This is a genomic window from Pengzhenrongella sp. (genome assembly GCF_036565025.1).
Lineage (GTDB): Bacteria > Actinomycetota > Actinomycetes > Actinomycetales > Cellulomonadaceae > Pengzhenrongella.
Genome location: NZ_DATCNW010000401.1, coordinates 15,177 through 28,415, shown reverse-complemented (window position 1 = coordinate 28,415; position 13,239 = coordinate 15,177). Strand labels below are relative to the sequence as shown.

Genomic DNA, 13,239 nt, shown 5'->3' with positions numbered 1-13,239 from the left:
CGGCAGGTTGGTCAGGTCGTCGGTGCGGGCCTGGCGGCGTGCCTCGCCGAGGCTGCGGACCTCCCGCAGGGTGAGCGTGGTGCGCGCGAGCGCGAGGCAGATGGTGGCCCCGGCCAGCCACACGACGAGGCGGTCGCCAGGTCCATCGTCCACACCGGCGGCCACCAGCAGCACCAAGGACGTGGTGGCGAACAGCAGCGGCACCGCCAACAGCGCCCAGTCGCCCATCTTCCGCGGCGCGCGTTCGGCGCTGCGGGCCCAGGCCGCGGGTGCGAGCAGGGCGATCCCGAAGACCCAGGTGACGTCCAGCCAGCTCCCGATCCGGTACGTCCCGGTCGCGGCCTGGAAGAGGTACACCACGTTGCCGAGCACGGTCCAGGCCACGGAACCCGTCACCAGCCACCACACCGCGCCGACCCGCCAGCCCAGCACGCCGAAGGCTCCGACCAGCAGGACGAGGATCAGGAGCGCCGCTGACGGGTAGGCAATTGCGGTGGCGACGTGGGCGATGCTGCCCTTCTTGGGCACCAGCACCTTGTCGAACACCCAGGCGATCGCAACTGCGCCCAGCCCGCAGGACGCGACGAGCCCGTCGAGCCAGGTCGAGGCGTGCCAGTGCGCGACCCGAGCGCGCAGCAACAGGGCGATCGCCACGTACGCGAGGGGATACGGCGCGAGCCAGCCGGCGTCCGCCCAGGACGGGAACGGCCGCGGATCCAGGAACGGCAGCACGGCCGCGGAGTAGAAATTCGCGGCGACTCCCACGACTATCCCGAACCCGAACAGGATCCAGGGCAGGCGACCGGACGGCACCAGCCGCGCTCGGGCAAACATGAGCGAGGCGCTGAGCGCCGAGACCGAGCTCATCAGCACCATGCTCAACGTCGAGCCGGTCATTCGGCTCCCGAGCAGCGGCGAGGAGACGACGACGTTCGCCGCCACGAGCGCCGCCAGCGCCCACAGACCCGCGCGAACAGCCCACCGCCGACCCGCGGGCAGCGTGGTGTGCAGGAAGGAGATCCCCATGGTGGACAGGATCGACAGCAGGGCAGCGAAGTTGAGGCCCTGCGGCCGCGGCGTCCGCCCGACTCGGCTCGAGGGTGGTGCGTGCTGCGGTCAGCCGACCCGAATGAACACGGGGTTGGACTGGTAGATCGCGTGGAAGCGGATGACGTTGCCCGGCGTCGCATCGATGAGCATGTCGCCACCGGCGTACATGGCCACGTGGCCGGGGGTCGTGATCAGGTCGCCCGGCAGGGCGTCCGCACGCGAGACGACCCGGCCCGAGTAGCGCTGCGCCGCGGAGGAGTGCGGCAGGGTGATCCCGAGCTGCGCGTACACGTAGGTGGTGAATCCCGAGCAGTCCATGCCGCTCGGCGAGGACGCGCCCCACACGTATGGCACCCCGAGGTAGCGCTTGGCGATCTCCATGATCCCGCTCCGGCCTGCGCTCGCCGGTGCGGGCGCGCGCTCGACGCTGCGCGAGGCGACCGGCGCGACGCGCGGCTTCGCCCGGGGGTCGGCGACGACCTTGAGCACCGGGACGTCGAAGGTCCACGTGGCGTCCTTCGCGACCGTGACTGCCGGTGCGGTCTCGATCGCGGCGCGCGCGGACGCCGTCAGCCCGGAGGTGTCGATGGACGGGACCCGGGCGGTGCTCTGGGTGACCGGGGCGGACACCGCCGGCGCGGCCACCGCGGGCGCGGCGAGCGCAGACATGATGAGCCCGGATCCGGCGGCGACGACAGCGGTCCGACGACCGACCTGGGCAAGGCTGCCCGACGCGGTCTCGGCGAAGTCGGTCAGGGCTGTGGTGGGACGGCCGACGGCGCGGTGGCGGCCGGTGCTCGGGCTCACGGGCATGGTGACCTCTCCGGTCGCCTGCGGGGTGAGCTGTCGGGTTCGGGCGGGAGTTACGCCCGGCCGGTCGAGGATCTCGACCGGCTTCACCCCAAGGACACCCTCTACGGTGCCCGAAAATACGTGGGTCCCCCGCTCCTACCAGCGAGAACGTCTTGTGCCTTCGGTGGCGGTAGGACTCGGCGGTCCACCTCTGGCGTACCCACGAGATATCCCGGGGACACCCGACCCTAACCCCGGCCGCGCAATGTGCGGACAAATCGTCGATATCGGAGTACATCGCCGCAGGTCACGGCCGACGGATTCGCGTCAACTCCGCGTGAGCCGGCCGAGGTCGGCTCCGTCCTGACCGAGCAGCACGAGCCGGTCGCCGTCGGAGGCCGCTCGGCGGGCGGTCGCGACCCACGAGGGGACCGGCGCACCGGCGCAGCCGATCTCCGTGGAGAAGCCCGAGGTCGTCAGCAGCCGGCCGTGGTCATCCACGGCCCAGCGGCCCTTGCTGGCCTCGTCCGTGACGACCGGCGGCTGGGTGTAGAACTCCGTGACGGAGGTGAGGAACAGGGTGTCGGTCGCGGACCACGAGCCGGAGATCATGCCGCAGTGGCGCCACAGCTGGAACTCCCCGAGGTCGATGCGCAGCCAGGTGTCAGGGGCCTCCCCTGCCGCGTCCGACACCCGCCAGAGGTTCAGGGAGAGGGTCACGACGCCGAGCGGTCGTCTTCGCATGGTTTGCCTCCTCACGTGGAAAAATGTCGCCGGATTGACGTTCCTTGCAGGCATTGCCGCGCCGTCCTGCGGCCTACTATCCGGTGGGCGATCGCCGCACGGGCGCCGCCCTTCGACCAAGGAGCTCGACGGGTCATGGACAGTGGACTGATCATCTGGGTGGGGGTCGCGGTCGTTGCCGTGATCGTCGGCATGGGAATCTTCCGCAGCATGTGGAAGGTCGCCGAGCCGAACGAGGCGCTCATCATCTCCGGGCTCAGGGCCGGCGACCCGGGCAGCGCGCTGGGCTTCAAGGTGGTGACCGGGCGGGGCACGCTCGTGTTCCCCGGCGTCCAGACCGTGCGACGGCTCTCCCTCGACATCAGCGAGGCGGCGCTCGAGGTCACCTGCGTCACCACGCAGGGCATCCAGGTCACCGTGCGCGGCGTCGTCATCTTCAAGGTCGGCGACGACGACGCGTCCATCGCCAATGCGGCACGCCGGTTCCTGGACAACCAGGCGACCATGGTGGCGAAGATCGTCAACGTCTTCGAAGGTCACCTGCGCTCGATCATCGGGTCGCTGACCATGGAGGAGCTCGTCCGCGAGCGTGAGCGGCTCACCCAGGAGACCCGCAACGCGGCCGGGGTCGAGCTGGAGAAGCTGGGGCTGGTGATCGACACCCTGCAGATCAAGGACCTCGAGGACCCGACCGGCTACATCCAGAACCTCGCGAAGCCGCACGCGGCCGCGGTCGAGAGGAACGCCCGGATCGCGCAGGCGCAGGCCAACCAGCAGGCCACCGAGGCCGAGGCGGCCGCGCAGGCGATCCAGGCGGACGCGGTGCGCAAGTCCAAGATCTCCCAGGCGCAGTACCAGGCCGAGGTCGACCAGGCGGCGTCCACGGCCGCGCAGGCCGGGCCGCTGGCCGCCGCCGCGGCGCGCCAGCTCGTCGTCGTGCAGGAGACCGAGGTCGCCAAGCTCGAGGCGGCGCGGCGCGAGCAGCAGCTCGAGGCCGAGGTGCGCCGGCCCGCGGACGCGGCCCGTTACCGCGTGGAGCAGGAGGCGCAGGCGGCCCGGAACGCCGCGATCGCCGAGGCGGAGGCGCGCCGGGCCTCGGTGATCGCTGCCGCGGAGGCGGACGCCGAGAAGGTCCGGCTGAACGGCGTGTCCGAGAAGTCGCGACGCAGCGCGCTCGCCGAGGCCGTGCGGGCCGAGGGTGAGGGGCAGGCCGCGGCGACCAAGGCGGTCGGTGACGCGGAGGCGTCCGCGATCCGGGCCAAGGGCTTCGCCGACGCGGAGGCCATCGAGCGCCGTGCCCAGGCGCTCGCGACCAACTCCGAGGCGGTCGTGATGCAGCAGCTCGCGCAGAACTACCCGGAGATCGTTGCCGCCGCCGCGCAGGCCTTCGCGAACGTCGACAACATGAACGTGCTGAACGGCGCGGAGGGCGTCAACTCGATGCTGATGTCCGTGATCGGTCAGGGAGCAGCCGGCCTGGGCACGATCAAGGAGATCCTCAAGCAGATGCCCGCAGGCGTGCCGGTGGTGCCGCCCGTTCCGGTCAGAGCGGCCAAGCCCGAGAACAACTGAGGTCGCGGCGGTTGGCTCGCGGTCGCCTGGGTGACTGCGAGCGTTCGAGAGCGAAGAACCGTCGGCGTCCGAACCCTGCGGATCGATCCGTCCGTGCGGAGCATGGTGCACAAGTGACCGAAATGACCCACTGGACAGGCAAATCGGTCAACTCCCGTCCCACCAGTCCCATGCTCCGCACCGACGGAAAGTGCGCCCACTGGGTTGGCGCGTCAATCGTGAGTGGGCGGGCTCAGTGCGGCGCTCAGTGCAGCCAGAGTGCAGTGAATAAGGCATTTTGGTGCACTTTCGCTGCACCGAGCCATGCACTGAGATCGAGCGGGCAGTTCGCAGTGCGAATCGGCGCGAGCACGGCTCCATCCAGACGCCTCAAGACGCAGCCAGCGCGGACCGATGAAGCACCATGAGTTCCTCGCAGCTGCGAGACGGGATCGACTGGGCAGCGGTCGAAGCGTTGTCGCGTGCGGGCGACTGGGACGGCCTGCGGGTCGCGATGTCGCCCGATCGGCGTGACGTCTGGCTCGGGACAGCCGGGCTGGAGGAGGAGCTCCGGGTGATGCTCCTCCAGGGCGCGCGGCTGGCCAGGGAGGGCGCCGACGTTCAGGCGCTCTTCTTCGAGCTGGACTCGGCCGGCCGGACGGGGCTGTTCCTGTGTCACGACTTCCTGCCGGCGGACGACTGGCCGGCTGACTTCACGCTGGTCGTGCATGGGCCGGTGCTCGGCGCGGGCGAGTTGCCCGCCGACGATCTGCGCGCCCTCGCGGGGGTCGCGTTCGCCGCCTTCGGACGGGCGCTGAGCACCGTGACCTCGGAGGTCCCCTGGCCGGTGGGTCTCGGCCTGCACGACGGCGACGTGCTGTACGCGCCGCTCCCACCAGGGGCGATGCGCCCCGAGGACGTCCAGCGCAGTGTCGTCTCGACCCCGACCGGCGGCTGGTACCGGCTGGAACCGGTCAGTCGGTCCCCGTTCAAGCATGCGCACGCCGACCCCGCCGACGAGGCGGGCCGAGCGTTCACGGGCTGGCTCGAGCGGGAGTGGCGCGAGCAGATCCGGTTCGGCTCCCTGACGCGGACGTTCGACGGGCCGCCCGTCACGTTGCGCCTGATGACGGGTGACTTCGAGGACATCCTGCGGGTCGGGGCGATGAGCTGGATCGTCTCCGAGCGGCTCGTGGCGGCCCTGCGCGGTGTGCTCGGGCCGGACGAGGGGCTCGTGACCGTGGAGGTCGCCGTCGCCGACCAGGACGGGACCGGCACGCGCCGCTACTTCGCCTGCCGCCCCACCAAACGGCTCGGCTCCGTGCTTCTCGCGCCCGAGCATCGGCACGCCGTCGCGCGCGGGCGCGCCATGCCGGCGTACCGCAGGACCGATGTCGCCGGATCGCACGTCTTCGACGAGGACACCCGCGACTTTCGGACCTACTCCGTCGCGACCGTCTCGAGCACTGCGTTCGCCGCGCTCAAGGCCGCGGGCTGCCTCGTCGGGTTCATGGCGGTCGAGCAGATCGTCCTCGAACCGAGGGAGATCGTCTTCGGCCTGGCGACGCCGACGGCGGCCCGGGGAGCCTGATCGTCGGACGGTCGGCCGCACCATTGATCGGAGAGCTAAGCGCATATCGGTTTCTGAGGTGGCGCTCGGTGCACCTCGGCGGACGGTGTGGGTGGTGCTCACCGAGCCGGCCGACGCATGCTCAATGCGGCGCACCCTCGACCGGCGCCGCCGCGAGGTCGGCCGCGAACCGCCGCGCCTCGATCCCGATCTCCCGCAGCATCCCCGACGGCGAGACGAACTGACCGCAGAAGTACAGCCCGGGAAGGGCGGTCCGGCGGCCGGACACCAGTGGGCGGCCGACGGCGTAGCACACCTCGCGCCAGGGGACCAGAAACTGCTCCAGGCCCGGGCGGTAGCCCGTGGCCAGCACCACGGCGTCGAACGACACGGCCTCGCCGTCGTCGAACACGACGCCGTCGGGAGTGAACCGCGCGATCCCGGGGTGCGCGCGGATCCGGCCCGTGCGCAGGTGCGCCATGGTGCCGCTGTCCAGGAGTGGGATCCGACGGTCGCGCGCGATCTGGGTGTTCGGGCCGTACGGGAGCTTGCGCAGGCCGACCTTGCGGATGTCACCGACGGACAGCCGGAGCATCGGCCACGCCAGGGCGTCCCCGACCGCCGGCGGGAGGTGCCGCATCGCGATGCCGACCTGCAGGATAGGGACGAGGCCGAACAGCTCGCGTGGGATGACGTTGACCGGCGAGCGGACGGCCAGGTGCGGCCGGGCGCCGCACTCGACGAGGTCGACCGCCTGCTCGCACGCGGAGTTGCCGAAGCCGACGACCAGGACGGGCCGGCCCTTCCACTCCTCGCGGTTGCGGTACTCGCCGGAGTGCAGCACCCGACCGGCGAACATGTCCAGGCCCGGCCAGGTCGGGCGCACCGGCCGGCGGTTGGCGCCGGTGGCGATCACCACGGCGCGCGCGGCCCACTCGCCGTCGGCCGTCGTGGCGATCCACCTGCCGTCACGACGCTCGAGCCGGGTGACCCGTTGCCCGAAGCGCGGCTCGAGGCCGAAGTGCGCGCGGTAGCGCTCGAGGTAGTCGACCACCTGATCCCGCGACGGATGGCGCGGCCAGTCCGCCGGCATCGCCAGCCCGGGCAGCGCGGATCCGGACCTCGGGGTGTGCAGGTGCAGCCGGTCGTAGTGGTGGCGCCAGGCCTGCCCGACGACGTCGGCGGCCTCCAGGATCTCGAACCGCCGCCGTGCCTGCTGCAGGCACGCCGCCGTGGCGAGACCGGCGGCGGAGGCTCCGATGATCAGCGTGTCGAGGTCGTTCGGCATCTCGTCACGCTAGCGGTTTCGTCCTACGCGCGGCCGCCGACGTAGATGTTGTGCGCCTCGAGCACGTCGGCCCCCTTCATCGTCGTGGGGTCGATGCCCTCGGTGTCGACGCCGAGGAGCTCGGGAAGGGCTGCCAGCGGGCTCAGGTCGGAGAGCGGGTTGCCGCCCACCCACAGCTCGGTCAGTGCGCCGAAGCCGACGAAGGTGCGCGCATCGGTGATCCGGTTCCCGGCGATGTTGAGCATCGTGAGAGCGGGCAGCGCGCCGAGCGGCGTCGGGCTCGTGATGGCGTTCCTGGTGATCGTGAGGCGGCCGAGCCCCGTGAGGCCCCCCAAGGGGTCGATCCCTGCGATCTGGTTGTCGCTGACGTCGTTGTTCGGCAGATCGAGACTCGTGAGATTGGGCAGCTCGGCGAGCCCGTCGAGGCTCCGGATGCGCATGCCGGTCAGGTCGCCGTGGCACGACAGGCTCTGCACCTGCGCCAGGTCGGGGCCCGACGCCTTGGCCGGCAGGCCCTGCTGATCGATCTCGTTGGCGACGCACGTCGCGAGGCCGACGTCGGCGAACACGTCGGGCAGGGCGAACTTCGAGGCTTGCGAGGTCGGCGGGACGTGCGCGGACCGCCCCGCACTCACCACCGCGACGGCGATCAGAAAGATCGCGGCCGCCACGGCGCCCGAGCACGCGCAGGTACGCCACGAGCAGGATCGTCAGGAGCACCAGGAGGAGCGCGCTCGCGAGCTCGCGCTGGCCGAACCAGGACGCCATCGCGAAGCGCAACGCGTTGGACCGGGCAAGCTGAACGCTGGCGAAGAACCCGGAGGTGAGCATCGCGAGCAGCACGGACGCGACCACGACCCCCTTGCGGCGGACCAGCATGCCGACGCCCGCGAGCGCGGCCGCAACGCCGGCCGTTGCCCACCCCGTCGAGGCGAGGTAGTAGCCCGAGACGATCAGGTCCGGCCAGTCGGCCAGGCCCGGTGCGAGGTCGAAGAGGCCCGACCGTGCGGCGACGGTGAGGCCGACGACGGCGAGCGCCGAGCCGGCGGCGACGAGGGCGACGCCGACCGGCTGGCGGCGCCGGGGTGCGCTGGCGAGGACGAGCGCCGCGGGCAGCACGCCGAGGGCGAGCAGCAGGGCGCCCAGGGGAGCCCGCCGGCGAGCATGATCGGTCCGCCGACCGCGACCGCGGCCAGCGCCGCGAGGCCCGACCCGAGCACGACGGCACGGCTCAGATATCGCACAGGCCCGGTTCCCCCTCGATCACGCACGGTCCGGCCGCGCGCCGTCAAACTACCCGGGCCCGCGCAGCGCGGCGATGATGGCGTCGGGCAGCGCGCCCCGCCCCGCCGCCTCGCTCAGCTGAGGTTCGCGCTCCGGTCGACGAGCCAGTCCATCGCGACCGGGCACGCGGCGAGGACCGAGATGTGGCCGTCGGCGGGACGCAGCCAGAGCTCGGAGTGCGGAACGTTCCGCAGCAACCAGTCGGCGTGCGCAGGCGGGACGACGCGATCCTGACCGCCCTGCACGAGCAGCACCGGCGCGACGATCTGCGTCACGTCGCAGCCCCACGGGCGGACGAACGCGACGTCGTCGTCGACCAAGCCGTCGGGGCTGGCCGCTCCCGCCTTCTCGGAGTCGGCGCCCAGCGATGACCAGGTACCGGCCAGCGTCGCCCAGTCCGCGGGCGTGAAGATGCTCGGGTCGAACTCGGCGGACTCCTCGTAGTGCGCCCGCGCGTCACGTCCGGCGAGGGCCGCGCGCAGCCCGCCGTCGTCGGCCATGCCCGCCAACCAGTCGAAGGTGTCGGTGAGCGGGGCGATGCCGGCGAGCGTGACGACGCCCGTCACGCGATCGGGGAGCAGCGCCGCGCACGCGAGGGCGTGCGGGCCGCCGCCGGACGCGCCCATCACGGCGAACCGGCCGATGCCCAGCGCGTCGGCGACCTGCCCGACGTCGGCGGCCGCGGACGCCACGTCCCGGCCGGGGTCCGGGGTCGACCCGCCGTAGCTGGGCCGGGCATACGTCACGAGCCGGATGCCCCGGGCCGCGGCGGCCGACACGAGCGGGTCGAGGGGAGCGCCTGTCTGCGGGGAGCCGTGGTGCCAGAGCAGCGTGAGTCCGTCCGCGCCGCCGGTGTCGTACACCCGCACGATGCGGCCATCCCGCAGAGCGACATCCCGCCCAGATTCCATGCTCCCAACCTAAACGAGCACCCCCCGTGCCGGGCGAGTCCGCCGCCCCGGCCGATCACGCGAGTGCGGGGGATCGGCTGTCCGAAACGCGATTTGGACAGCCAATTGCCCGCACTCGCGGGCTTCGGGGCCGGTGACCGGTGGCAGGTTCAGGGGGCGGGACTACTCGGCATCGTCGTCGGGGGTTGTGTCGGCCGCCCAGGCAGCCGACTCGGCGAGGCGGGCGTGTAGGCGATCGCGCACCTCGTCCGAGGTGTAGGCGGCACGACGGCGCTCGTCCTTCGCGATGAGCACGCCGCCGGCGGCGACTCCCGCGAAGGCGGCGAGGCCCACGACCTTCCACCATTTCATCGCCCTAGGCTACAGACGTGCTCGCGGACCGGATCGACCTTGACCAGGCCCTCGCCGCTACGCGGACCGGTGATCTGTGGCTGTTCCGCGGCCACTCGATCGCCGACCGGGCGATCCAGGTGTCGACGAACAGCCCCGTCAACCACGTCGGCATGTCGGTCGTCCTCGACGACCTCCCGCCGCTGATGTGGCACGCCGAGCTCGGCCGATCGCTCCGCGACCAGTGGTCGGGCAGCCACCAGCGAGGCGCCCAGCTGCACGACCTGCGCGAGGCGGTTACCGTCTGGGGCAACCGGTACGGCCAGCAGGCGTGGCTGCGCCAGCTCGACAGCCCGGTCAGCCGCGAGATGGAGGACGCGGCGCTGCGCACGATCGCCCGGCTCGACGGAACGCCCTTCCCCTCCACCGTGCAGCTCGCGCGGCGCTGGCTGCGCGGCCGGGCGCCGAGCTTCGGCCGGCGGGAGCAGGTCGAGGCGCAGCTGGAGACGGTCTTCTGCGCCGAGATCGTCGCGATCACCTACGAGGCCATGGGACTGCTGACCGGTGGGCGACGCACCAGCGGGTTCGACCCCGGCCGGTTCTGGAGCGGCGACGAGCTCGGGCTGGTCGGCGGGGCGGCCCTCGGCAAGGAGATCCCCGTGCAGATCCCCGTCTTCCCGCCTCAGCTGACGGGTGTGCCGGACAGTGCGGAGAACGGACACTGACGTCGTCGCTTATGCCGCTGCCTCCTGTTCGACCATGCTCGCTGCGTTGATCGTGGGTCGGGTCGTGAAACGCAGGTAGCAGACGAGCATCAGTGTCATCGTGACCAGGTAGCAGCAGCCAGATCGGCCCGAACGGCAGTCGCGTCCACCCCCCGATGGGGGACGGATTCGCGCCGAACCTCCTCAGTGCAGCGCTCGGTGCAGCGAACGCGCGCCAGGGGTGCACGTTCGATGCACCCAGCGCTGCACCGAGAAAGTCGGACCTCCAGTCCGCGGTCAAACGGTCTCACGGCTCCCGGGTCAGCGGCGGGACAAGCACGGCGGTGGGCCCGCTGCGGTACAGGGCCGCCGGGCGGCCCGGCCCGTCGGTGACGCTGCGGCCGGTCTCGATCAGGAAACCCGCGGTGCTGGTGACCTTGCGATGGAAGTTGCGGGGGTCGATCCGCGCGCCCCATACGACCTCGTAGACATGGCGCAGCTCGGAGATGGTGAACTCCGGCGGGCAGAACGCCGCCGCGAGAGAGGTGTATTCGAGCTTGGCGCGAGCGCGCGCGACCCCGTCGGTCAGCAGCGTGCGGTGGTCGAAGGCGAGCTCGGACTCGAGCGCCTTCGCGACCGGAACCCATGCCGCGGACGACGCGTCGCCGCCCGGCTCGGGATCGGGCAGGGCCGGGGCCATCGCGAGGTAGGCCACCGACACCACTCGCATCCGGGGGTCCCGGTCCGGCGCTCCGTAGGTGCCGAGCTGCTCGAGGTGGCCGGGGACTTGGTGCAACCCGGTCTCCTCCGCGAGCTCGCGGGCCGCGGCGGCGTTCAGGTCCTCGTCGGGCCGGACGAATCCGCCGGGCAGGGCGAGCTCGCCGGCGAACGGCTCCTCGGCCCGGGTGACGAGGAGCGCCTGCAGGGCGTCGTCGCGGACGGTGAGCGCGATCAGGTCGACGGTGACCGCGAACGGCGGGAACGCGGCGGCGTCGTAGTCCGGGGGAGAGGGAGGCACCGCCCCACGCTATATCGTCATATTGACGAGAACAAGCATCGGTGGTTAATGTCTAGTTGACGAGAATCCAACTCTACCGAGGACACCCCATGGCCACCATCAAGCGGTTCCCCTTCGTGCGGCACCTGCGGACCGCGACGACCTCCCACGTGCTGCACCTGGACGGTGGCAGGGTGCGCCACGCGGGCGCGGGCCTCGCGTTCTGGTTCCGCCCGCTCTCGGCCGTGATCAGCGAGATCCCCGTCGACGATCGCGAGCTGCCCCTGGTGGCGCGCGCCCGGACGGCCGACTTCCAGGACGTGACCGTCCAGGTGACCGTCAGCTTCCGGTTCGCGGACCCCGCACTGGTGGCCGGCCGGCTGGACTTCGCGATCGACCCCGGCACCGGGGCGTGGACGGGCATCCCGCTCGAGCAGGTCGCCCAGCTCCTGGGCGAGCTCGCGACCGGGCAGGTGATGGAGGCGATGGCGACGATGACCCTGCGCGAGGCGGTCGTCTCCGGCGGCGGCGGGCTGCGTCAGGTCATCACCTCGGGGCTGCAGGCCGACGAGCGCCTCGCGTCGACCGGCATCGCGGTCCTCGGGGCGCGCGTCCGGTCGGTCCGCGGGGAGGCGGACATGGAGCGTTTCCTGCAGACGCCGGCCCGCGAGCAGGCCCAGACGGAGGCCGACAAGTCCACGTTCGAGCGCCGCGCGCTGGCCGTGGAGCGCGAGCGCGCGATCGCCGAGAACGAGCTCGCCAACCGGATCGAGCTCGCGGTGCGCGAGCAGGAGCTGGTCACCCAGGAGGGCGCGAACTCCCGTACCCGCGCGCAGGAGGCGGCGGCCGCGGCGCTGATCGAGGCGAACGGTGCCTCCGAGCGGCAGGGGTTGGCGGCGCAGGCCGACGCGCACAGCGCCCGCGTCGTCGGCGAGGCGGAGGCCGCCGCGGAGGCTGCCCGCGTCGCCGCGTACGCCGGGGTCGACAGCCACGTGCTGGCGACCGTGGCGGTCCGTGACCTGGCCGGGCACCTGCCGAACATCGCGAACCTCACGGTGACCCCCGATCTGGTGACCGGCGTGCTGGCCGGCCTGGTCGGCTCGAAGCAGGCCTGAGATGACCCTGGTCCCGCGCGTCGTGGTCGTGCACCGGCGCACCGAGCTCACCGAGCTGCTCGACCGGCACGGCACGCGCGGGCAGGCGGAGTTCTTCCTGCGCAGCCGCGGCCGGTCCCTCGCTGACGTGCAGGACCGCCACGACGCGCAGGACGTCGCGCTGCACCAGGTGCGGGCGGGCATCCCGGGGGACTGGCGTCGCGGGGACGCGGAACGCGCGGACCTGCACCGCTTCGGCTTCGAGCCCGACGACGTGTGCGTCGTCGTCGGGCAGGACGGGCTGGTGGCCAACACCGCCAAGTACCTCGACGGCCAGCCGCTGATCGGGATCGATCCCGAACCCGGCCGCAACGCCGGCGTCCTGGTCACGCACCGGCCGACGGCGGCGGCGGGCCTGCTCCGCGCGGTCGCCCTGGGCACCGCGCCGGTCCAACCGCGGGCCATGGTCGCCGCGACGCTCGACGACGGTCAGCGGCTGGACGCCCTCAACGAGGTCTTTGTCGGGCACCCCAGCCACCAGTCCGCGCGGTACCGGCTCACCGTGCCGGGCGCGACGGCGGCGGAGCGCCAGTCGTCGTCGGGCCTGATCTCGGCGAGCGGCACCGGCTCGACGGGATGGGCCGCATCCATCCACCGGGACCGGAATCTCCCGCAGGCACTTCCTGGCATTCGCGACCGGTACCTCGCCTGGTTCGTGCGCGAGGCGTGGCCGTCGCCCGCGACCGGGACGTCCTTCACCTCGGGGCTGCTCGGCGCGCAGGAGGGGCTGTCCCTGGTCGTGGAGTCCGACACGCTCGTCGTGTTCGGTGACGGGCTCGAGGCCGACCGGCTCACCGCCACGTTCGGCCAGACGATCGCCGTCGGGCTCTCTGACCGGACGCTGGCGCTGGTGGGGTGAGCCGC

The 13,239-nt window shown here is 72.2% G+C and carries 13 protein-coding genes and 1 riboswitch; of the genes, 5 read left to right on the top strand and 8 right to left on the bottom strand.

Going from position 1 to position 13,239, the window contains the following annotated elements; genetic code table 11:
• The 3 genes from VIM26_RS22775 to VIM26_RS22765 form a co-directional block, all read right to left on the bottom strand.
• Positions 1-1,026: hypothetical protein (locus VIM26_RS22775; RefSeq protein ID WP_331955565.1), on the bottom strand; the 1,026-nt coding region annotated here is incomplete at its 3' end.
• A gap of 90 nt (positions 1,027-1,116) precedes the next feature.
• Positions 1,117-1,863: a C40 family peptidase gene (locus tag VIM26_RS22770; protein ID WP_331955563.1), complete on the bottom strand. Its 747-nt coding sequence runs from the start codon at positions 1,861-1,863 to the stop codon at positions 1,117-1,119.
• A gap of 1 nt (position 1,864) precedes the next feature.
• Positions 1,865-2,017, bottom strand: a riboswitch (cyclic di-AMP (ydaO/yuaA leader).
• Between the two features lie 152 nt (positions 2,018-2,169).
• Positions 2,170-2,586, bottom strand: a complete 417-nt coding sequence (locus VIM26_RS22765) for a hypothetical protein (RefSeq protein WP_331955561.1) — start codon at positions 2,584-2,586, stop codon at positions 2,170-2,172.
• Positions 2,587-2,721: 135 nt separating this feature from the next.
• Between VIM26_RS22765 and VIM26_RS22760 the strand changes: the two genes are divergently transcribed.
• Both VIM26_RS22760 and VIM26_RS22755 read left to right on the top strand, forming a co-directional pair.
• The gene (locus VIM26_RS22760) at positions 2,722-4,158 is read left to right on the top strand and encodes an SPFH domain-containing protein (protein ID WP_331955559.1); all 1,437 of its coding nucleotides are present in this window, start codon (positions 2,722-2,724) and stop codon (positions 4,156-4,158) included.
• 403 nt (positions 4,159-4,561) lie between these two features.
• Positions 4,562-5,728, top strand: a complete 1,167-nt coding sequence (locus tag VIM26_RS22755) for a hypothetical protein (RefSeq protein ID WP_331955557.1) — start codon at positions 4,562-4,564, stop codon at positions 5,726-5,728.
• A gap of 121 nt (positions 5,729-5,849) precedes the next feature.
• Here VIM26_RS22755 and VIM26_RS22750 read toward each other — a convergent pair whose 3' ends face one another.
• The 4 genes from VIM26_RS22750 to VIM26_RS22735 all read right to left on the bottom strand — a co-directional run bounded on the left by VIM26_RS22750 (position 5,850) and on the right by VIM26_RS22735 (position 9,541).
• Positions 5,850-6,995 (bottom strand): NAD(P)/FAD-dependent oxidoreductase, encoded by a 1,146-nt coding sequence (locus VIM26_RS22750; protein ID WP_331955555.1) that lies wholly within the window; start codon positions 6,993-6,995, stop codon positions 5,850-5,852.
• Positions 6,996-7,018: 23 nt separating this feature from the next.
• Complete coding sequence (locus tag VIM26_RS22745) at positions 7,019-7,666, bottom strand: leucine-rich repeat domain-containing protein (protein ID WP_331955553.1); 648 nt, start codon at positions 7,664-7,666, stop codon at positions 7,019-7,021.
• Positions 7,667-8,353: 687 nt separating this feature from the next.
• A complete protein-coding gene (locus VIM26_RS22740; protein ID WP_331955551.1) occupies positions 8,354-9,190 on the bottom strand; it encodes an alpha/beta hydrolase in 837 nt (278 codons plus the stop codon).
• A 162-nt stretch (positions 9,191-9,352) separates the two neighbouring features.
• A complete protein-coding gene (locus tag VIM26_RS22735) occupies positions 9,353-9,541 on the bottom strand; it encodes a hypothetical protein (RefSeq protein WP_331955549.1) in 189 nt (62 codons plus the stop codon).
• Positions 9,542-9,558: 17 nt separating this feature from the next.
• On the opposite strand from VIM26_RS22735, the gene VIM26_RS22730 reads away from it, so the two are divergent.
• Positions 9,559-10,245 carry a hypothetical protein gene (locus VIM26_RS22730; protein WP_331955547.1) on the top strand — a complete coding sequence of 229 codons (687 nt, stop codon included), beginning with the start codon at positions 9,559-9,561 and terminating at the stop codon, positions 10,243-10,245.
• Positions 10,246-10,531: 286 nt separating this feature from the next.
• On the opposite strand, the gene VIM26_RS22725 is transcribed toward VIM26_RS22730, so the two are convergent.
• On the bottom strand, positions 10,532-11,242 hold the full coding sequence (locus tag VIM26_RS22725; RefSeq protein ID WP_331955545.1) for an NUDIX hydrolase: 711 nt from the start codon (positions 11,240-11,242) through the stop codon (positions 10,532-10,534).
• Positions 11,243-11,331: 89 nt separating this feature from the next.
• On the opposite strand from VIM26_RS22725, the gene VIM26_RS22720 reads away from it, so the two are divergent.
• On the top strand, positions 11,332-12,336 hold the full coding sequence (locus VIM26_RS22720; RefSeq protein WP_331955543.1) for an SPFH domain-containing protein: 1,005 nt from the start codon (positions 11,332-11,334) through the stop codon (positions 12,334-12,336).
• 1 nt (position 12,337) lies between these two features.
• On the top strand, positions 12,338-13,234 hold the full coding sequence (locus VIM26_RS22715; RefSeq protein WP_331955541.1) for a hypothetical protein: 897 nt from the start codon (positions 12,338-12,340) through the stop codon (positions 13,232-13,234).
• Positions 13,235-13,239 lie beyond the last annotated feature (5 nt).